Raw genomic sequence first — 22,218 nt, 5'->3', positions numbered from 1 at the left:
GCTTGACCTTCCATGTCTTTAACAATATCAAACTGCAGAGAGGGCTTGAATATAGCAAATCAATCAATCCTAGCACTAATCGATCATACGATCCTGTTTTACCCAACTAATCTCTCGCAAGCTGTCTGTATGAATGAGGGGATACGCCGAAATGCTTCTTGAATAATCTGGAGAAATAGTTCGGGTCCTCAATCCCGACCATGTAAGCAATATCCGAAATTCGCTCGTCGGTTTCCAGTATTTTTTTGGCTGCTACAACCATCTTCAGCTCAATCAAAAATTCACTCGGTGATTTGCCGGTATGCCGTTTAAATAATCGGCGGAGCGAAGAGGAGCTGATGTGTACCATCTTGCTCATCTCTTCAATACTGATATTCGAATGGTAATGGTTGATCATATAATCGAGGACGATTTCCACCCGATTATCATTCTTGCTGTCCGTCTTTAATTTCTTAGGCTTGCGGGTTCTATTCGGAGACGCCTCCGATTGGTTGACCATATAACCGACAATAAGCTCCAGATACCCTCTCAGAAGAAAGTTTTTTCCCCGGCTGGGGGCATTCTTTTCCTTAACCATCCACTCAAAATAACGGCCGATCTGGGGATCGTCGCACTTCACTTTCGTGTCGAAGCCAAGTATTTCCGACCATATCGTGCTGTCCTGCAGCGGAAAAGCAGCCGTAAAGCGGACACTCGTAAAAGTAAATTCATCCGACAGCGCCTCGCAAAACAAGGTGCTTCCCTGCGGAATATAGACCAGCTCATCCTGCTCCACCTCATATGTCATCTCATCAATAATGAATTTGGCCTTCCCTTTGTGAATAAACCGGATCATCGAATAAGGAAGCATTGTTTCGTAATAAGTCCATTTTTTCGGAAAAGAGTACTTTTCGGCATACAGGTAATTTAATCTGAGCGCCATCAGCAAGCTGTTATCCGTCATGAAATCCACCCCTGTTTTTTGCGATTGCAGGTTTTTCTAACCACTCATTATTGCGATATAATTAGGGTTAGCATAAAAAACCTCCTTATCCACATAGTGGACAGGAGGCGCTATTGAATCGGGAAGCACTCCCTTCCCATTCAAAAATTGATAATCCAAAATTTCAGCATAATATTGTGAGCCATTCGAAGATGATCTAGCTTCTAGATCTCGAGGCTTTCGCCGATACCTAACGCTTTCCCTTCGATTCCGACCTCTTTCAGCATGTCAACGAAGCGGTCGGGATCCTGAGCGATAACCGGGAACGTGTTGTAATGCAGCGGGATGACCTTCTTGGCCCGAACCCATTGTGCAGCAAGGACCGCATCTTCCGGACCCATCGTGAAATTGTCGCCTATCGGAAGCGCGGCCGCATCGATCCGGTTTAATTCCCCTATCAGCTTCATGTCCCCGAACAAAGCGGTATCTCCGGCATGGTACAGCGTTTTGTCCCCCATCGTCAGCAGAATTCCCGCGGGCTGTCCGGCATACAGGAAGCTGTCGCCTTCCCGCAGGGAAGAGCCATGGAAGGCCAATGTAAACTTGACCCTGAAACCGTCGAATGAATAAGAACCGCCAGTGTTCATCGCATGAACCTTGGCTCCTTTCTGCTCGCAGTAGCTTGCCAGCTCGAAGTTGGCAACAATGGGACAATCATTCGCTTTGGCAATTTCCAGAGAATCGCCAAAATGATCATCATGTCCATGCGTCAGCAATACGGCATCTACGCGAAGGTCGGCAGGACGGATCCCCGAAGCGGGATTCCCCGATATGAAGGGATCGATAATAACCCGAGTTCCTTCATGTTCCGCCAGCAGACACGAATGCCCGTAAAACGTGATTTTCATTGTTATCCTCCTCTTTCCATCCAAATTCATTCCTTCTACCATTCTAATTAAAGACGGGGGCAAACTCAAATTATCTGCCGCTAGCCAGCCTCAGTACGCGAATGTCCATGAACCGGCGCCGTCCTTCCAGGAATAACCGGTTTGCCCTTGGGTAAAGCACCGAACAATACCCAGGAATGCTTCATATACTTCTGCGCCAGCGCCACAACTCCCCAGGATGCTCCGAGAGTAACCGCAAATCCGCCGGCCACATAAGCGTAGTATAATTTCGGATTATAGCTGGCGGGAAGCAGGGAATAATAGAACAAAATCCCCGCATGAATGATATAGATTCCAAAGGAGGCCATGCCAAGCCGATACAGAACAGTTGTCCAGAAAGGGCTTAGTAAACGATAGAGCCCGGCCGAGAGCTGAAGCAGGATTAACCCGGATGTATAGCTATGTAAGAACCATAGACCTTCGTATACCAGTCCATGGGCAAAAACATCGTAAGCCCTGGTCCGATACCACAAGTACACATGGCTTAAGCTCGCGCCCGCCCATACTATCCATAATGGAATCCAATAGAAGGCCTGCCGGCTTAACAGCTTTTTCCAAGTTACTTCTATCCAGCCTTTAATGGCATGATAATGTATTCCGAAGAATGCCCCGAGCAAATAATTGGACATATAGCTCGTCGCCAGAAACGATTTATCCGCATAATTCCAATAGAAATAATCCAGCAGAACAAAGATCCATTGAAGCACCAGACCGATCCAGATCAAATGCTTGGCCAGAAGCTTAATCCGCTGCAGAAGCCAAAGGAAGAACGGAAACAATAAATAAAATTGAATGCTTATGAAAATAAAATACAGATGGTAAAACGCTTTCCCCATCACCAGAGCAGACCAAAAATCGGCCAGCGATACATTCTGAAAAAACTGATTCCAATCTTCCCCATAAGAATAGTACATCTGGATCGTATAATAATAAATCGAGCAAATCAGGTAAGGTACAAGTATGTATAATAATCTTCGCTTATAAAAGGTGGCGATCAGCTTCTTATCCATCTTGCGATCATAATAACTGTAAAAAAGAACGAAGGCGCTTAGAAAAATAAATGTCGTTGTCCCAAATCGGTTAAATACATTAATGAAATTGAAGAATTGATACATGAATGATTGTTTATCAATGATTTCTCCAATCGGAAGGGATGAGACATGTACGAGTATTACTCCTAGAATGGCCAACGCTCGAACGATGTAGATGACATGGATTTGCTCCTTCTGACTCGTTCTTAGGTGACCCAAACCGGCCACTCCCCCTTTGCTGCGGTTCAAGAGTGCCTGTTGCTTGATAAGCCTTTCATTAATGAATACAATACCGCAAATCGGCGGCTAAGCCTTCTTGACCCGATGATTATTTAAAAATGATGTCTTTCTCCCGCAAGGTCAGCTTCCTGGCCGCAATGTCGAGCACAATTTTGCCGCTCGCAAGCCCCCAGATTCTGCTGGCGAACCGTTCAGCCAATTCCACATTGTGAAGCGTACAGATGATCGTCACCTGCTTCTTGCGGCTGATGTTCCTCAAATCTTCCATCACCCGGTTAGCGGATTCAGGCGGCAAGCCCGTGACCGGCTCGTCAGCGAATAAAATCTCGGTCCCCTGGACGAGTGCCTGTGCAATGGCGATCCTCTGTCTCTCTCCTCCGCTTAGTTTGGATGTCTTCTCCCTGGCCTTATCCAGCAGTCCCACATGCTCCAATAAATCCATAGCCTCGAGATGGTCGTCCTTGGCTGCAATCCTTGTTAGAAACCGGAAGACAGACGTATTTTTATAGCGGCCGCTCAAGACATTCTGGATGGCCGTCGAATTCAGATTCAAATAAGGTTTTTCCTCAATCATGGCCCATTTACGCCGCATCTTCATTTTCTCGACAAAGTTCAATTCCGTAATGTCGCTGCCTTCATAGATGTACTGCCCTTCGCTCCAGGATTCCTGCAAGGACAAACAACGGAGCAAGGTCGTTTTACCGCTGCCGCTTCCTCCAAGGATGGCGATGAAATCCCCCTTGTCCGCTTGAAAGCTTATCTTGGAAAGCACTTCGTGCCCGGATTCAAATCGTTTGGTAAGATTGCGTACGATGATCATTCGCGAGCTCCTTTTCTCTCTATATTCGTGTATAAGTATGGCGTACCTGCTATCATCTCCTGTCAGCTCTTTGATACCTTTTACCCTTCGTCGAAAGTTTTGATACCTCTACTCTCTGTAGAAAGTTTTGATACCTCTTACCCTCCGTGGAAAGTTTCGATACCTCTTACTCTCCGTAGAAAGTTTTGATACCTCTTACACCTCCGTAGAAAGTTTTGATACCTCCTACCCTTCGCCGAAAGTATGGAAGGATTTTTGCCATGGAGACAGGACCGTTCGGTTTCATAGAAATTTTACCATTAACCGGCCCATAATCCTAGAGCCGCAGCAACAATCGTATGACAATCGTAACAAAGTAGTCATAACACAACACTCGGGAAGCATTCTACATAAGTTAAATACTCTACGTTAATACTCCAGCGTCCGATTTAGCAAACCTGCACTTTTAGGGCTGCTCCTCGAGATCTAACTTACTCGGTTCCAACAAACTGAAGGAACGGGCGAACGAACCCAACCCGTCCCTTCCAAAATCCGCTCAGCCAGCACTTCCCTTTTCTTTCGCTATCAGCCTCCATTATACTGCTAACGCGCAGATTCAGTTGGAATGGCTGTCTTCACATCTCTTGGACTGTTATCCCCTTTGTTCAGGAACCGTACCCACTTCCTAATTTTCAAACACTCCACTTAGCTCACTTGATTTGTTGATCTACTCTCCCCTGCCTCTGACTGTTATCCCCTCTGTTCAGGAAACGTACCAGTTTCTCAATTTTCGGCTGTTCCCTTTTAGCACATTTCATTCGATGATTGCCACCTCTACTTGCCTTTGACTGTTATCCCCTTTGTTCAGGAACTGTACCCACTTCCTAATTTTCAAACACTCCACTTAGCTCACTTGATTTGTTGGTCTACTCTTCCCCTGCCTCTGACTGTTATCCCCTCTGTTCAGGAAGCTGCACCGCTCCTTGATTCTTCAACTGTTCGTTTTGCCGGGCTTGATTCGTTGGACTGCTCTCACTCTGCCTCTGACTGTTATCCCCTCTGTTCAGGAGGAGTACCCCTACCTGCTTTCAACCTCTATCCCATATAATCGGTTGGCCTACTGACACTTCCTTGCCTTATAACACTTCGTTCATTCAAATTGGAACCGATATCCTTTCACTTCAGGAAACCTCAATGTTCCTCTAAATTGGTAAGTCTTTTGTTTTTTAATCAATAATTCCTACTTTTTCTAACCAAGTTGAGATGTACCAGGCGCTGCAGTAGACTTTATGAGCTAATGGGAAAATTACAGTTCTGAGTCATTGGGATAACGGACAAAAGTGTGGTCGAGTCGCGTATCTGAGCTATTGGGATAACGGTCAGAAGGCTGATTGAGCTGCGTATCTGAGTCATTGGGATAACGGACAAAAGTGTGTCGAGTCGCGTATCTGAGCTGTTGGGGTAACGGTCAAAAGGCTGTTTGAGCAGAGTAGCTGAGCTGTTGGGATAACGGTCAGAAGGTTGATTGAGCCGCTTATCTGGGCTGTTGGGATAACGAGCAAAAAACCGATTGAGCTGCCATGTCTGAGTCAACAGGATAATGGTCAAAAGAATGGTTGAGCTGCATGCTGTAGGAGCTTCCAAATCAAATGAGCCTGTATTACGGAAAATGATAAACAAATTTCAGACTCCTTCTGAATCCATAAAGCTGTAGTAAAATCATTATTCACAGTGCTGATCGGCCACCGTCATGGCACCTAGATCTGAGTGGCACCTTACGCGGAGCTTCAGCATTATTAACTGTAAGATTTACCGATCGACATAGCCAGCAGCTCGGCAATATCATAGGTGGCCATTTCATCCTCCTTGCCCAGCGCCTTCGTCCCGTCGCCAAGCATTGTCAAGCAATAAGGGCAGGCACTTGCGATTACTGTTGGTTGAACTGCCGCAGCCTGTTTTGTCCTCTCGACATTAACTCTTGTTCCTTCCCTCTCCTCCAGCCACATCAGGCCGCCCCCGGCGCCGCAGCACATGCTGTTATTTCCGCTCCGTTCCATTTCTACCAGCTTCACGCCTGGAATTGCCGACAAAACGATACGAGGCGCATCATAAACGCCGTTATATCTTCCCAAATAGCATGAATCATGGTATGTCACTCTTTCCTCTAATGACTGCGTCGGCACGATCCTTCCCTCTTGGATCCAAAGCGCAAGAATCTCTGTATGATGATAAACCTCTATTCGGGGAGACAAGCCAAAATCAGGATATTCGTTCTTGAATGAATGGTACGCATGCGGATCGATCGTGATGATCTTCTTGACCTTATACTGATGGAACAATTCGATATTGCTGCGAGCCAGCTCCTGGAATAAATACTCATTCCCGAGCCGCCTGGCGGTATCTCCGGAATTTCCCTCTTCGTTCCCTAAGACAGCGAATGATATTCCGGCTTCGTTCATAATCCGGATCATCGACCGGGTAATCTTCATGCTTCTTTTATCATAAGAGCCCATAGAGCCGACGAAAAATAAATAATCGAATTCACCGGCCTCCTCAATAGAAGGAGCGTGGTCCCCGTCGACCAAGCCGCTCATCCAGCCGCTCCGTTCACGCCGATGGATGCCCCACGGATTGCCTTGACGCTCAATGTTGTTCAACGTCCGCCCCGCTTCGGAAGGAAGCTTGCCTTCGGTCAGCGCCAGATAACGACGCATATCCATAATCATCCTCACATGCTCGTTGGCGACGGGACACTGGTCCTCGCAGTTCCGGCAGGTTGTGCAGGCCCACAGCTCCTCTTCGGTAATGACATCCCCTATCAGGTTAACCTCCGAATCTGACTCCGCCTTCACCATTTCTGCAGCCTTCATCCTTCCCGATCCGGCGCCGGTGCGGCTGCCAGCCTCTGCCATGGAACGAGACGAAAGGGCGACACGATTCGCTTCCGAATTCGCAAAGGCGAAAGCGGGCATCCAGGGGGTGCGTGACGTGATTGCTGCTCCACGGACGGTCAGATGATCGCGCAGCTTCACGATCAATTCCATTGGAGATAACATTTTGCCGGTAGTGGAGGCCGGGCATACATTCGTGCAGCGTCCGCACTCCACGCAGGAATATAAATCAAGCAGTTGATTGCGGGTAAACCGCTCAATACGACCTACTCCGAATTCCTCGGCGGTCTCGTCCTCCAGATCAATCGGCTTGAGCTTGCCCGGCGGCCCCTGCGTTCTCCAGAATAGATTAAACGGAGCAAACAGCAAGTGAGCATGCTTGGATTGCGGCACATAGACAAGAAAGGCCAACAATATCAGGAGATGAAGCCACCAGAATAAATAAAACAGCAGCTCCGCCGCGCCCGGTCCGATTCCACCCGTCCATGCGGCGATCGTGGAAGATACAGGACTATAGACGGAGAACGGCTCCCCCTTCCAGATTGCCCGCATGCTTTCCGTCAGCAGCAGCGACAGCATAAGGCCGGTAATAAAGAGCAGAACGACAGCCGGCTTCCAGCCCCGCTTCAGCCTTTTTAATTTTTCAATATATCGGCGGTAGAACGCATAACCCACCGCCAACAAGATAAGCACAATCGTTATTTCCTGCAGCAGTACAAAATAGCGATAGCCGCGGCCAAGCGGCAGATGATGCTCCGGCGCAAGTCCCCTAATCAGCAGATCGAGCGCACCGAATTGAAGAACGATAAATCCGTAGAACATGACGAAATGCATCCAGCCGCTGCGCCTGTCCTTCATCAAAGTCCTATGCCCAAGCATCTGAACCGCAAGCTCGCGAAAGCGTTCCCCGGTTCGGGCTTCCTCCGTCTCCTCTCTTCCTAACCGGATAAATAAATAACGACTGTACATTACATGAGAAAACAGGAACACTGCATAACCAACTGCCACGACAAAACCGATCCAATGAAGCCATGCCCATCCGGTCACAGGTTTCACCCGCCTTCCCCTAAATCAATCGGTAGGATCCGGTACCGAACGAACCGATCACTCCTTCCTCACTGTACAAGCTGGCTTGAGTTGTAACGATTTTGCGGGAAAGATGCAGCACTTCCCCTACTGCATAATTCATCCCTTTCTTAAGCGGTGCGACATAATGAACGTTCAGATTGGTCGTTACGATTCTGTCATTGGGCTTGGCGAGCATTGCCGCCAAACCCATGACGTTGTCCAGCAGAGAAGCATGGACCCCTCCATGCAAAATCCCGATATGGTTCATATGTCTGTCGCAGGCTTCCAAAGAGATGACCACCTTGCCATCCGCGAAGCTTACCAGCTTCGCCCCCAGATCTTCCCAGAACGTTCCTTGCACGTCCTGTTCGAGCTTCCGGGCCAAAGCTTCCCAGTCCAACGGCTCGTTCATCTCAGGTCCTCCATCGTTATGTGGTTGGTCCGGGGAGAGATTCCCTCTGCCCTAAGCGCTCCCCGGCATAAAGCGATCAAGCTTAGCTTCGTTTCCTGCGTATACACATCCAGTCCCATTTCGATTCTTCTCAGCGCGGTAAATCCGACCATTCCGAACAGGGCGCTAGTTAAAGTAGGGATGCTGATTGCCGGGTCAATCCAGCCTTCCCGCTGAAGCTGTTCAAAGAATTGCTCCATAGTGCGGAAATAACCGCAAATTCGCTTTTGGATATCCTGATGAAGCGACTTGGTCCCCCATGACTTACTCATAAGCAGTTGGCACAGCGACTGCTCCCGGTCAAAAAATTTCAAATGCACCTTCAGCAGCTTAACCAGCATCTCTTCGCGGGAAATCCCACTGCGGATTACCGGCTGGATCTGACCGAGCAGCCGTTCGATCCCTCTCTCTACGACATATAAGAACAATTCCTCTTTCGTTGGAAAGTAGTAGTACAGCGTTCCCTTGGACACTCCTGCCAGCTCAGCGATGGAATCCATCGTTGTCTCGCTGAATTCCTGATGGGCGAAAGCCGTCAGCGCTCCTTCGCAAATTCTTTCCTTTTTCGTCCGGGTATCCATATCTTTCCCTCTTTGCGCGGACTGGGGCGTTCCGTTATTCCGGTTTATCACCCCATCCGAAGAACCTTTCCCGGGCTTACCGGCTCTCCCGTTCACTCCGGCTTGTTGTCCGGACGCCGTATTCTGCACGTCCTCCAGATCTTGCAGAGCCATTCACAGCCCTCCTTCCCGATTGCCCCCGATGCACCCTTATCCCCAGGATGAACGCTGCCTCACTATATACCGAACCTCAGGGATTAATTCCGCTTCGTTTACGAAGATTTTCGTCACACTACGTGGTATATCCCCCGGAAGCCAGAATTCGGGAAGCGATCCTTCTCTTCGTTCCAATCGCATCCAGCGGAGCCCAGCGGCTCAGCTTCTTGAGAATCGATATTTGGACCTGCTGACGGTCTCCCTCTTCCATAGCAAGAATCGCCGTTCTCGCCCGGGACTCGATCCGCGCGAAGGCTTCATGAACGTACACCGATGCCATTTCCGCTTGGTTAACCGCTTGATCCGGCCCGTTGCGGCCCATTGTTTTTCTGGCGCGCAGTACGGCGGACTCCATCGCAAAAACTTCAATGATGACGTCGGCCAAACACTCTACGATTTCCTGCTCCTGCTCCAGCTCGAATCTGTACTTCTCTACGGCGGAGCCGCCCACCATCAGAAAAATCTTCTTGGCCGCTTCTATCATCGCCGACTCGCGCGCGAGCGGTTCCTCCTCCATCATCATCTGCGGAATATAAGTGATCAGCTCCTGCTGTAGTTGCTGAGTAACATCCATCAGGGGGAGCTCTCCTTTTAACGCTTTGCGCAGAAGGGCAGCAGGGATAAGCAGGCGGTTGATTTCATTCGTCCCCTCAAAAATCCGGTTAATTCGCGAATCCCTATAAATTTGTTCAATTTTATATTCCTGAATATAGCCGTATCCTCCATGAATTTGAACTCCTTCATCCGCGGCATAATCGAGCGCCTCGGAAGCAAATACTTTGTTGATCGAGCATTCGATGGCATATTCCTCGATCGCCTTGGCCGCCTTCCGGCTGTAATCCGGCGCCGCTTTGTCAAGCTTGCTCATACTGGCATCCATCAATCCCCCGGTGCGATAGACCATGCTTTCCATAACGAATGTGCGGATAGCCATATCGGCGAGTTTTTTGCGAATCAAAGGGAACTCTGCCAACGCCTTGCCGAACTGCTTCCGCTGTTTGGCATAATCCACCGCCAGACGGATGGCCCACTTGGCGGACCCGAGACAACCGGCAGCCAGCTTATACCGGCCTATGTTAAGAATGTTGAAGGCGATCACATGCCCGCGGCCAATCTCTCCAAGCACGTTGTCGACCGGCACGGGGACATCCTCCAGAATAAGCGGCCGGGTCGAGGAGCCCTTAATCCCCATTTTCTGTTCTTCCGGTCCGGTCGATACGCCCGGATAATCCCTCTCAACGATAAATGCGGTGAACTTATCCCCATCGATCTTGGCATATACGATAAACACGTCGGCGAAGCCTGCATTGGTAATGAACTGCTTGGAACCGTTCATCACATAATGCTTACCGTCTTCGCTCAATACGGCTGTCGTCTTCGCACCAAGTGCATCCGAACCCGAGGAAGCCTCCGTCAGGCAATAAGCGGCCAGCTTCTCTCCGCTTGCCAGCGCCGGGAGGTAACGCTGCTTCTGTTCCTCGCTTCCGAACAAGATGATCGGCAGGCTGCCGATTCCGACATGCGCCCCATGCGACAGAGCGAAAGAGCCTCCCCTGACCAGCTTCTCTGTAATCAGCGTCGAGCTGATTTTATCCAGATCGGTCCCCCCGTACTCCTCCGGTACGTCTGCCGCCAGCAATCCCAGCCCGCCGGCCTTCTTCAGCAATTGCACCGTCAGGTTTAAATCCTGCCGTTCGATCTGTTCTTCGTGCGGGACCACTTCCCCTTCAACGAAATCTTCCGTCAGTTCGGCGATCATTTTCTGTTCCTCGGTAAAATCCTCCGGGGTGAATACATCGTCCACATCCGGCGAGGCTAGCAAAAATCCTCCGCCGCGATTAGCCAGCTTACTCAAACCGCTTCCTCTCCCTTCTTCCCTGGGAAACTGGATTTTCAATTAGCCCTTATCCCCCATGGCCGCCAAGACGGCACCAGTGACTGGTGAAGATGATGGCTATTTGTCAGGTTAATGGATAAATTCAAACACTCCCGCCGCACCCATTCCTCCGCCGACGCACATGCTGACGATTCCGTAACGGCTTCTTCTTCTCCTTCCTTCATGAAGAAGAGTTGTCGTCAGCTTGGTTCCCGTGCAGCCCAGCGGGTGGCCGAGCGCGATCGCTCCTCCATTAACATTTACCTTCGCCTCGTCTATCCCCAGTTCCCGGATGACATATAGACACTGCGAGGCGAATGCTTCGTTAATTTCGTACAGATCGATCTGCCCCGCGGTCAAGCCGGCGAGGCGGAGCGCCTTGGGGATGGCCGCTACCGGCCCGATGCCCATGACCTCCGGCGCCACTCCCGCGACGGCGAAGGAGCGGAGTACCGCCAGCGGCCGCAAGCCAAGCTGCGCCGCCTTCTCGCCGGACATGACGACTACGGCCGCGGCCCCGTCGCTCATTTGCGACGTGTTGCCGGCTGTCACCGTTCCGCCGAGGCGGAAAGCCGGCTTTAGCTTGGCGAGCGCTTCCGGCGACGTATCCGGCCGCACGCCCTCATCCTCGGCGAACACGAATCTGCGCCGTGCAGGCTCACCGCTTTCGTCCACGATCGCCTCCTCGACCGTCACCGGGACAATCTCGTCCCGGAATTTGCCGGCTGCGATCGCGGCGGCCGCTTTGCGGTGGCTGGATACGGCGAAGCGGTCCTGCTCTTCGCGGGTGACGCCGTACCGGGCCGCCACTTCCTCGGCGGTGTGTCCCATCGACATGTACATTTCCGGCCGATGCTCCACCAGATGCGGATTGGGCATTGGCTTGTAGCCGCTCATCGGCACATGACTCATGCTCTCGACCCCGCCGGCCACCATCACATCCGCGAAGCCGCACATGATCCTCTCCGCCGCCGAGGCGATCGACTGGAGCCCGGAGGCGCAGAACCGGTTCACGGTCTGTCCCGGGACTCCGTCAGGCAGTCCGGCCCGGATCGCCACGATCCGCCCGAGATTGAGCCCCTGCTCCCCCTCGGGCATGGCACAGCCGAGGATAACATCCTCCACATCGGCTCCCGAGATGCCCGGTGTCCGCTTGACCGCCTCCTGAACGGCGGCCGCTCCCAGATCCTCCGGCCGAAACTGCCGGAGAGACCCTTTATGCGCCTTGCCTACCGCCGTCCGGACGGCGGTTACAATGACTGCTTCCTTCATCGCTTGGCCTCCTGTCCGTTCGGCCTGCCGGACGCAGGCCTTCGTTTAATTTCTTAACGGTTTGCCTTTAAGCAGCATGTGCTGCATCCTCGCCTGGCTCTTGGGTTCCCCGCATAAGCTGAGGAAGGCCTCCCGCTCCAGGTCGAGCAAAGCCTGCTCCGACACGACCGCATTGGCCGGCCTCTGGCCCCCGGTTAACACATGGGCCAGCTTGCGTCCGATCAGCTCGTCATGCTCGGTGATATGTCCCCCGCCTCTCATCTGATACAGAGCCATCTGGAGAACGGCTCTGCCCGGCTCCCCTACGACCCGGCAGCTCTCTCTTTCCGGAGGGGAATATCCGGCATCGGAGAGGGCGATGATCATCCGTTTCGCGTCGTATAGCTGGGAGTCCCGATTCAGCGAAATGCGATCCGTCGTTCGCAAATATCCCAGCTCCTTGGCTTCCTGAGCGCTGGTCGAAACCTTGGCCATGCCTATCGTTTCGAATGCGCGGTTGACGAAGGGCTGCAGGTCGACCTTGCCGTCGTAATCGACGTTCCGGGTAAAACGCATAAGCAGCTCCTTCGTCCCGCCGCCCGCCGGAATCAATCCGACCCCGGTTTCAACCAGTCCCATATACGTTTCGGCGGAGGCTTGAACGACGGCCGCCGGAATGGCCAGCTCGACCCCGCCTCCCAGCGTCATGCCGAATGGGGCGGAAACGATCGGCTTCTCGAAATATTTAATAGCCATGGAGGCTTCCTGAAATTGACGGATCATCCGATCGATCTCCAGCCAGTTGTCGTCCTGCGCTTCCATAAGCAGCAGCATGAGGTTGGCTCCCACGCAGAAATGTCTGCCTTCGTTAGCGATAACCAGCCCGCGATAATGGCTCCGCACCTCCTCCAGCGAACGAAACAGCATTTGCAAAATATCCGGGCCGACGGCATTGTTCGGAGAGTGGAATTCCAGGCAGGCCACATCATCTCCCAGATCGATCAAGCTGGCGCCCGCATTGCTCATCAGGACAGCCCCCTGCCGTTCTTTCAACGAACGCAGAGACAGGAACTCCGGCCGCCGGGAAAGCTCTTTGGCCTGGCCGCCGGGGAGGAAATAGAAGGTGCGCCCCTCCTTTTTCTCGTAGAAGGAGGTTCTGCCTGCGGCCAGCATATCCTCTATCCAGGACGGCAAAGTCTCCCCTTCGTCCTTCATTCGTTTGGCCGTCCGCTCCACTCCAAGGGCGTCCCAGGTCTCGAACGGTCCCAGCTCCCAGTTGAACCCCCATTTCATTGCCTCATCTACGGCCAGAGGGTCGTCGGCAATTTCCGGAAGTTTATAAGCCGAATAGAGCAGCACCTTTTTCATGACCGTCCAGACGAAGCGCCCTCCCGGGTCCCCGGCCTCCGTCAGAACACGCAGCTTTTCCTTCAAGGTTTTGGCATTGCGCGCGGCTTCCAAGGAGGGAAAGCGCGCTTTGTCCCTTGCAATATAAGACCCGGAAGCCGCGTCCCATTGTTCAATAACCTTCTCCCCGCCCGTGCGGACCACTTGATAGAAGCCGCGACCGGCTTTCTCGCCGATTTGTCCGTTCTGCAGCATTTCCTTCATTACGGCAGGGACCTCGAAGGCAGCCTTTTCCTCCGGGTCGCTTGCCTGACGGTGGACATTGTTTGCCACATGAACGAACGTGTCCAGACCCACCATGTCCAGTGTGCGGAACGTAGCGCTTTTCGGCCGGCCCAGCACCGGACCGGTGAGGGCGTCAACCGCCGATACGGACAAGCCGTGCTTCGCCATTTCGTGCATGGTTACCAGAAGCCCGTAGGTTCCGATCCGATTCGCGATGAAATTCGGCGTATCCTTAGCAAGGACCACTCTCTTGCCCAGCCGGCTCTCGCAGAATCTCTTTACCGCCGCCACGGCTTCGGGATCGGTCTCCTCCGTAGGAATTAACTCCACCAGCTTCATATAACGGGGGGGATTGAAGAAATGCGTTCCCATAAAATAACGCCGGAAGCTCTCCCCTGTCTGTCGGGACATGGCCGCTATGGAAATCCCGGAGGTGTTGCTGCTGACGATCGTCCCGGTTTTCCAATGCTTCTCCACCTCCGCGAGGAGCTCTTGCTTGGCCTCCAATTGCTCCACGATCGCCTCGATCACCCAATCCGCCTCTCCGACAGCGGTCAAATCCTCCTCGAAGCTTCCCGCCCGGATCCGTTCCAGGACGCGTTTCGAATACAGCGGGCTGGGCTTCTGCCGTGGGAGCTGCTCCAGAGCCGTTTGGGCCAGCCGCTGCCCCCCTATTTTGCGGTCCAGCATAGTGACAGACAGGCCCGCATTGGCCAAATGAGCCGCTATAGCCGCGCCCATCACCCCAGAACCTAGCACAACCGCCTTTTGCAAGGTCCGCTCCATCGGTAACTTAACCTCCTTTATCCGAATATTGAAAGTAAGATCATTCCATGTCTACACATAAGCAACGACAGACTGCGCAGGTTTCTCTCCCTCTTTAGCCTTCTTTAACGTTATACTTTGACCGGTCAGTATAATAATCCCAAGGCGAGACGGAAGAACCCCACCTTCATCGACTGCCCCGGAACGCTCCTCATGTGAGCCTTGACAACTCTCAAAGGAATCCAGGGCTTTGATCCAGGACTAACCCGTTTCCTTTATACAGCTATGCCGAAGGTTTCTGCTTTATGGTAGCTTCCTCCGGCTCGCTGTTACCCGTGTGGAGTAAAATAACAGCACGGAAGCACGCTGTGCCTATTTTTCCTTAATCAAATACCAACGGCCAAGCAATGCCTCGATTCAGTTACTCGGTCCGACTGTCCCGGAGGTTTCTTTCCTCTTCGGCCAATGCCCTGCGCAGTACTTTGCCTACGAGCGTCTTCGGCAGCTCCGTGCGATATTCATAGACACGGGGGACTTTGTACGAGGCTAACCGTTCTCTGCAAAATTGCTCCAATTGCTGCTCCGTCGCCTGCTGACCTTGACGCAGAACGACGAACGCCTTCACCGTCTCTCCCCGGTATTCATCAGGAATCCCAATGACGGCCGCCTCCTGGACCGCAGGATGCTGGTATAAGACCTCCTCAATTTCCCGCGGATAAACCTTAAGGCCGCTCGCATTGATCATTTCCTTCTTGCGATCGACAATATAGAAATAACCGTCCTTATCCATGTAGCCCATATCACCGGTTGCAAGCCAGCCGTCCTTGAGGACGGATGCCGTTTCTTCCGGTTGGTTCCAGTACCCTTTCATGACCTGCGGTCCCTTGACCAGCAGCTCACCAATCTCACCGGGCTCGGCGGGCTCTCCGTTATCCAGCATGATAACCGCTTCGGTATCCGGCCATGGAATACCGATGCTGCCCTGCACTCTCCTCCCCCATATCGGGTTCGCGTGAGTAACGGGCGATGCTTCCGTCAACCCGTAGCCCTCCACGAGCCTTCCGCCGGTCAATTGCTCGAAGGTTTGCTGAACCTGCAGCGGCAGAGGCGCAGATCCGCTGATGCAGCATTCGATAGAGGAAAGATTATAGCGACTTAATTGAGGATGATGAATAATACCGACGTACATGGTAGGTGCTCCGGGAAACAAAGTAGGCTTTTCTTTATCAATCAGCTTCAGCAGCATGCCGGCTTCAAATTTGGGAACCAGCAGCATTCTGGCCGCCAGATATATCCCCAAATTCATACAAGTAGTCATCCCGTATACATGGAACAAAGGCACCGCCGTCAGTATCGTTTCCTGACCTTTGCGGATACGGTGAATCCAGGATGCGCACTGGATAACATTAGCGACCAGATTTTCGTGTGTCAGCATCGCCCCTTTGGCCGTTCCCGTCGTTCCTCCTGTATACTGGAGAACGGCTACATCCTCGGACAAGTCGACCTCTGTCCTGACCGGCTTCGGGGAGGAGCGCGCCATCAATTGCTTGAACATCCGAATGTTCTCCGTTTCCGGGTCAAGCCGTCTGCCGGCTCCTTGCTTTTTTTGCACCAGGGGATACAGCATATTTTTCGGAAAAGGCAAATAATCCTGTATTCCGGTTACGATGATGTTATTCAAATTTACCGATTGCGAAGCCTTCTTCACTCTCGGATAAACCAAATCCAGACAGACAATCGTCTTGGCCCCGGAATCCGTCAGATGCCGTACCAGTTCCCGTTCAGTGTACAAAGGATTCGTCTGAACTACCGTGCCCCCCGCAAACAATATCCCGTAGTAACCAATGACGTACTGGGGAACATTGGGAAGCATCAAGGCTACCCGGTCTCCCCTCCGAATCCCGAGATGGATCATCGCATTGGCAAAACGGTAAGCGGAATCGAGAAGCTGGCGGTAAGACAGCTTCTTGCCCATGAACAGCACAGCCTCATGGTTCGGATAATGTTCGGCTGCCTCCAGTAAAAAATCGGTTAAAGCGACGGACGGATAATCGAGCCGCTGCTGTACTTCCGGTTCATAAGAAGATAGCCACGGTCGGTTCGTCATGTTTAACCACCTGCCTCCGGTTAATCACTTTACGTTGCCAGCATTTCTCTAAAGCGCTCGGTCAGAAGAGGCACGATTTCGAATAGGTCGCCGACAATTCCGTAGTCTGCAACTTGAAAGATAGGCGCTTCCGGGTCCTTGTTGATCGCGACGATCACCTTGGAATTGGACATTCCCGCCAAATGCTGGATGGCTCCGGATATCCCGCAAGCGATATAGAGGTCCGGGGTGATCACTTTCCCGGTTTGCCCGATTTGCAATGAATAATCGCAATACCCCGCATCGCAAGCACCGCGTGATGCCCCGACGGCAGCTCCCAGCACATCGGCCAATTCTTGGAGCGGTTCGAAGCCTTCGGCGCTTTTGACGCCTCTTCCGCCGGAGATCACAATCTTGGCTTCGCTCAGGTCAACCCCCGCCAACGATTTGGAGATTACTTCCTTGACGACGGTCCGCAAATCTTTAATATCCACGGCAAAAGGAATTTCCCGGCAGCCGTGGGAGCTCTGGTGCTCCTCCACCGGAATATTGTTGGGGCGAATCGTGACAAACCATTTCCCCGCGGCAAATCTCCGGCTTTCGAACGCTTTACCCGCATAGATTGGCCGTATGAATACGGGTTCTCCGTCCTTCCATTCAAGGCCCGTGCAGTCGCTGATCAGCCCACAGCCCATTCGCGCTGCGGCTCGAGGCGCCAAATCTTTACCGATCGCGGTATGCGGCAGCAGAATGACATCCGGATCATCGTGAACGATCAACTGCGTCAACGCTTGGGTATAGCCGTCCGGGGTGTACCGGTCTAATTCGGCATGCTCCGCCAAGTACACCTGGTCCGCGCCATGCATGGCCAGCTCAGCCGCCAGCGGCTGATGACCCTGCCCGAACAAAGCGGCGCTGATCCGGCCTCCTTCCGACAACCGCCGCGCGGCCGTCAGCGCTTCGAAGGTCACATTACGAAGCTTCCCATCCTTGACTTCGGCAAGAACAAGAACCGATCGTTCCATTCCATACCTCCTTATCCAATCACTTTGGCTTCGTTCCGCAGAAGATCGGCCAATTGCCGTACCTGCTCCTCCGCTGTCCCTTGCAGAATACGGCCAGGGGGCTTCTCCGGGGGAAGCCTTTGTTCGACCCTATGAGTCTTGGGCTCCGCTTCCTCTTTAGCCAATCCAAGCTCTTCCGCCTCAATAACGTCTATTGGTTTTTTCTTGGCTTTCATAATTCCAGGAAGAGACGGATATCTAGGCTCATTCAATCCTTGCTGGGCTGTGATCAGGAGAGGCAGGGAAGCTTCAACCACCTCAATATCCCCTTCGACATCCCTTTCCACCACTGCCTTGCCGTCTTCTAACCTAAGCTTTACCGCTGTAGCTATATGAGCAATTCCCAGCTCTTCCGCCAGTCTCGGTCCCCCTTGCGAAGCCCCGGAATCGATCGCCATTTGTCCGCAGAGGATCATGTCGTACTCCATGGACTTGATGACTGCCGCCAGCTTCCGTGCAGATGTGTATTCGTCATTACCGTTCAGTTCTTCGCGGATATGAACTGCCCGGTCAGCTCCGACCGCCAAAGCGGTGCGCAGCGCGGCCTCTACACGGTCAGGCCCGAGACTGACCGCGATCACCTCTCCTCCGAACTGCTCCTTCAGACGGATCGCCTCTTCCAGTGCATATTCGTCATAAGGATTGATGACAAATTTCACTCCCTCTTCCGACACGGCCCCGTTGTCCAGCGTTATCTTCTCTTCCGTGTCAAACGTTTGTTTGATGCAGACGACCGTTTTCATAGCTCCTCCTTCCCCTTTTGCAAACTTGTTTTTGCCCAATAACCGCTTGAGCCGGCTGCTCTTCAGGGTCCCCCTTTAATCCTATGGGCGACAGCTTGCCCGACATTCCGCTAATCTCCGACATCGTCGGCCACTTTTCAAGACAAAGTGATGGCGCAAACTAATCTGATGATTCGTTTTAAGGAGATGGTTTGGAGTTTGGAGTTTGGAGTTGGGGAGTTTTTGATAGATCACTTATTGATGATTTGTCCGCTTGTTTCTGATGACTATTGGTTTTTCGATGTTCGGATTTTAGTGGATTGTTGGTCTTCGCTGAGGTGACTGAGGCGGATGGATGGGTTCCTGGGGTTATTTGGATAAGTTCAGTGCTTGAAATTGATTCGGGGTTGGTTACGGATTTTACACCAGGCAAAGCTGCGTTCGATCTTTTTGTGCCGGCTCTTATCTCTTTCAGTGTCCTTTTGGCTGTTATCCCCTCCACTCAGCTCTCTTTCGTATCGGGCCCTATCTCTCTTTCAGCGTCCTTTCGGCTGTTATCCCCTTCGCTCAGTCTTTTTCATATTGGGCTCTATCTCTCTTTCAGCGTCCTTTTGACCGTTATCCCCTTCGCTCAGCTCTCTTTCGTATCGGGCCCTATCTCTCTTTCAGCGTCCTTTTGGCTGTTATCCCCTTTGCTCAGACTTATTCATATCGAGCCGCATCTCTCTGTCTGCGTACTTTTGACTATTATCCCTTTCGTTCAGAAAATTTCTATGGAGGGGTGCCTCCGATTTGTTGTGGGGGTGTGATGCGATTTTATGGTGGCTAGGTGTTAGGTCGGATGTTTCGGACCTGTGGGAGGAAAATCGAATTTCTGAGGGCGCTGTTTCAGTTTTCTGGAGGGTAATTCGGATCTCGAGGAGGGATACATATTTTTAAGGAGAGACGATTCGTGCCTGTTCAATAAAATGAAAAGAGGAGTCTGATGGAATCTTTTCATAGAAGCATTCTGAGTCAAGGGGATAACAGTCCAAGGAACCGACAAAGGAATAAATGCTCGAACATCAGGAGTAATATCTTTCTAGGTTACTCTCAATGTTACTCTTTCCCAAACGGATTCCTGATTCAACGGGATAACAGTCCAAGGCCCTCACTATAGAGACAAATGAGCGAGCATCGAAAGTGAAATCCTTCCTTTGGCTACTTCAATGCTACTCTTCCCAGATAGATCCTGGATTCAATGGGATAACAGTCCAAAGGTATGTGTATAAAAGGAGCTGGGATCGAGAAATCCGAAATCCTGCTGAGAAAAAATAAATACCGTCCGAATAAACGAACGGTATGACGTAAATGATTCCTTCTGTCCCTTATTGTGATGGTTGCAATTTCACTAATTTCTCCATATTTCCCTTATACATTCAATATCTTCTACTACTATTATGACCCAATCCTTATTATCAGCACACTTTAAGAAGCCATCCAATATAAAATTTCCGCGAATATCTTATGTACTCGGTACAAACACAAACTTAACGCAACGATCTCCCGCTGCCTCGCGTGTTTTGTTTATGAACCGACCCGATGCGAGCATGCCGGTTATTCGGCAACCGCTCGAGCCTGGACGGGCAAGGATACTTCAACGACCGTCCCTTCGTCAATTTCGCTATAAACATTGACAGTCCCGTTATGCGCTTCAATAATTTTGTAGCTCAACATCAGGCCGAAGCCAGATCCTTTCTCCGATGGCAAATAATAAGGCTCGCCCAGCTTATCCAGCCTCTCTTCCGGAATGCCGGGACCATCGTCTTTAAACTGGATGGATATCCGATCCGGACTGCTTAAGCAGACGGAAACTTCCAATGTTCCTCCGTTAGGCATTGCCTCGATTCCGTTCATCATTATATTCACGAAGGCTTGGATCAACTGCTCCGCCTCACAGTGGATCGGAGGAAGGTTCGGCTCAATCTCCGTCATCATTCTGACCTTGTTATGAATCGCCTGCGGCTTCAAGCGGTCCACGGCCTTCCAGATTAAATCGTAAATTTTCCTCCGTTTAAACTGAACGGAATGCGGTTTGGCCAGGAGCAGAAATTCATTAACTATGAAATTTATTTTCTCGATTTCAGACTGCATGATATCAAGATACATTTGATTATCGCTATTCTTGGTGCGCATTAAATGCAGGAAGCCCTTAAGAGAAGTGAGCGGGTTTCGAATTTCATGAGCAACGCCGGCGGCCAGTTGTCCGGCAACCGATAGCCTTTCCGATTTTCTCAGGCGCTCTTCGTTTTTCTTGCGTTCGGTAATATCCACCACAGTACCTATCCAGGCGGGCTTTCCCCGAAACATAATACAAGCTCCATGGCCCTCCAATTCCAAAATGGAGCCCCCGTACCTTGTCCCGCGACACTGGAAATGCATGTTCTCTTCCCATTCCGTTACCTTGTCTAATTTCAAGTGATCCGCAGGATACATAAACTCCTTCAAATCGCGCCCCAACAGTTCCTTCCTCGGATAACCGAACATTTTTGCAAAATGGGGATTAATATAGATCAATTGTCCGTTCTGATACAAATATACGCCTACTTGCGCCTTCTCCACCAGCTTATGGTAGAGCGCTATGTCCCGCTCGGGAATGTCCGATAACTCCTGGGAACGCAGTTCTCGTGGGTGAATTAACCGCATACGGGAGGAATTGCGATGGGGCCTGCCGCCTCGCAGGAAGGCCACTCTCCTATGCTCCGAGCTATTGGTCTCTTGAGAAGGAAAGGCAATCTTGACTTTCTCTATAGGTTGTACAGAAGGGGTTCTGAGGTCTGCCTCTTCTTGTATACAAGCACTGTATTCCTTAGAATCGGGAATAAACTGGAATAAATATATTTCAGGTTCGGAAGCTGTATTCTTCATCACGGACAGGTGCATAGATATTCGAACTTGCTTTCCGTTCATAAGCATCCATACCAGCTCCAGCTTTGCACTGTCTGTTTTTCCGTTATACAGATCGAATAGACGGTTCTGGATGATCGGCCAGGTATCCGGCTGAAAATGCTCCTGTATCCTCGACGAAACGAGCTTGTGTTCACTCTCTCCTAATAAGGTGCTTAAAGGAGAATTAATGGCGAGCCATTTGCCGGACAAGTCGACAAGTCCCATTCCGATATTGGAATGGTAGAATATATGGCGAAAGCCGCCGCTGAACGACCATATTGAGGGTCGGTCATCTACATCCAGCTTATGTTCCGCCGCCTCTTGATCGTCTATAATATCTTTTACACAATCTTCACTCAATGCTATTCCTCCGAACTAATGGAATCCAAGTCATTCCAATAACGGAATATTACTACATACGAAGTTAATCTTCTTTACAGCTTTAATACGTAAAAAGATTCTTATTGGCTTAACTGCCTTTAAGCTCGTTTTCTATCTTCTTGCATGCCGGCCTAATCCTTCAGAAGACGGTATCTACAGAAAGTATATGAATGGTTTGGGTTCTATCATGGTTGTTCCGCATAGCGTGATCTCACCATATGGTATTCCAAGTATGAATAAAATTCAATCATGTTTAAGACCCTTTAACAGGTATACTTGTATACAAGACTGATCATCTTATACTAGTTTAGTGATGATACCTGTAAGAAGCAAGACTGCTTTCCAACATTCTCCAACATTTTTCACAATTAATGCCTTTATCGGAGTT

At 51.1% G+C, this 22,218-nt stretch carries 14 protein-coding genes; all 14 read right to left on the bottom strand.

The features are described 5' to 3' along the window. Positions 1 to 106: 106 nt before the first annotated feature. Entirely contained in the window at positions 107 to 943 is an 837-nt protein-coding gene (locus tag ACTHRH_RS18170) for an AraC family transcriptional regulator (protein WP_144933822.1), read from the bottom strand. A gap of 203 nt (positions 944 to 1,146) precedes the next feature. Then, complete coding sequence (locus ACTHRH_RS18165) at positions 1,147 to 1,830, bottom strand: metal-dependent hydrolase (RefSeq protein ID WP_144933823.1); 684 nt, start codon at positions 1,828 to 1,830, stop codon at positions 1,147 to 1,149. 80 nt (positions 1,831 to 1,910) lie between these two features. Further along, the gene (locus ACTHRH_RS18160; protein WP_186328235.1) at positions 1,911 to 3,119 is read right to left on the bottom strand and encodes an acyltransferase; all 1,209 of its coding nucleotides are present in this window, start codon (positions 3,117 to 3,119) and stop codon (positions 1,911 to 1,913) included. A 109-nt stretch (positions 3,120 to 3,228) separates the two neighbouring features. Next, positions 3,229 to 3,960 (bottom strand): ATP-binding cassette domain-containing protein, encoded by a 732-nt coding sequence (locus tag ACTHRH_RS18155; protein ID WP_144933825.1) that lies wholly within the window; start codon positions 3,958 to 3,960, stop codon positions 3,229 to 3,231. Positions 3,961 to 5,735: 1,775 nt separating this feature from the next. Continuing rightward, positions 5,736 to 7,877 carry a (Fe-S)-binding protein gene (locus ACTHRH_RS18150; protein WP_379286455.1) on the bottom strand — a complete coding sequence of 714 codons (2,142 nt, stop codon included), beginning with the start codon at positions 7,875 to 7,877 and terminating at the stop codon, positions 5,736 to 5,738. Between the two features lie 19 nt (positions 7,878 to 7,896). Next, on the bottom strand, positions 7,897 to 8,310 hold the full coding sequence (locus tag ACTHRH_RS18145) for a PaaI family thioesterase (RefSeq protein WP_144933826.1): 414 nt from the start codon (positions 8,308 to 8,310) through the stop codon (positions 7,897 to 7,899). Next, a complete protein-coding gene (locus ACTHRH_RS18140; RefSeq protein WP_260982008.1) occupies positions 8,307 to 9,083 on the bottom strand; it encodes a TetR/AcrR family transcriptional regulator in 777 nt (258 codons plus the stop codon). The genes ACTHRH_RS18145 and ACTHRH_RS18140 overlap by 4 nt, the downstream gene beginning before the upstream one ends. A 118-nt stretch (positions 9,084 to 9,201) precedes the next feature. Further along, positions 9,202 to 10,980 (bottom strand): acyl-CoA dehydrogenase family protein, encoded by a 1,779-nt coding sequence (locus ACTHRH_RS18135; protein ID WP_260982009.1) that lies wholly within the window; start codon positions 10,978 to 10,980, stop codon positions 9,202 to 9,204. Between the two features lie 111 nt (positions 10,981 to 11,091). Continuing rightward, positions 11,092 to 12,273, bottom strand: coding sequence for an acetyl-CoA C-acyltransferase (locus tag ACTHRH_RS18130; RefSeq protein WP_379286289.1), 1,182 nt, complete (start codon positions 12,271 to 12,273; stop codon positions 11,092 to 11,094). A 45-nt stretch (positions 12,274 to 12,318) separates the two neighbouring features. Further along, complete coding sequence (locus tag ACTHRH_RS18125) at positions 12,319 to 14,670, bottom strand: 3-hydroxyacyl-CoA dehydrogenase NAD-binding domain-containing protein (RefSeq protein WP_440416900.1); 2,352 nt, start codon at positions 14,668 to 14,670, stop codon at positions 12,319 to 12,321. 400 nt (positions 14,671 to 15,070) lie between these two features. Beyond that, a complete protein-coding gene (locus tag ACTHRH_RS18120; RefSeq protein WP_440416898.1) occupies positions 15,071 to 16,756 on the bottom strand; it encodes a long-chain-fatty-acid--CoA ligase in 1,686 nt (561 codons plus the stop codon). A gap of 29 nt (positions 16,757 to 16,785) precedes the next feature. Beyond that, on the bottom strand, positions 16,786 to 17,760 hold the full coding sequence (locus tag ACTHRH_RS18115; RefSeq protein WP_379286295.1) for an electron transfer flavoprotein subunit alpha/FixB family protein: 975 nt from the start codon (positions 17,758 to 17,760) through the stop codon (positions 16,786 to 16,788). Between the two features lie 11 nt (positions 17,761 to 17,771). Beyond that, complete coding sequence (locus ACTHRH_RS18110; protein WP_144933831.1) at positions 17,772 to 18,542, bottom strand: electron transfer flavoprotein subunit beta/FixA family protein; 771 nt, start codon at positions 18,540 to 18,542, stop codon at positions 17,772 to 17,774. 1,575 nt (positions 18,543 to 20,117) lie between these two features. Beyond that, positions 20,118 to 21,809 carry a PAS domain S-box protein gene (locus tag ACTHRH_RS18105; protein WP_379286298.1) on the bottom strand — a complete coding sequence of 564 codons (1,692 nt, stop codon included), beginning with the start codon at positions 21,807 to 21,809 and terminating at the stop codon, positions 20,118 to 20,120. Between the last annotated feature and the right edge of the window lie 409 nt (positions 21,810 to 22,218).

The organism is Paenibacillus sp. SAFN-117 (assembly GCF_051966115.1).
In the GTDB taxonomy this organism is placed as follows: domain Bacteria; phylum Bacillota; class Bacilli; order Paenibacillales; family NBRC-103111; genus Paenibacillus_L; species Paenibacillus_L residui.
The sequence above is the reverse complement of the archived record's forward strand: the minus strand, read 5'-3'. Positions and strand labels throughout refer to the sequence as shown.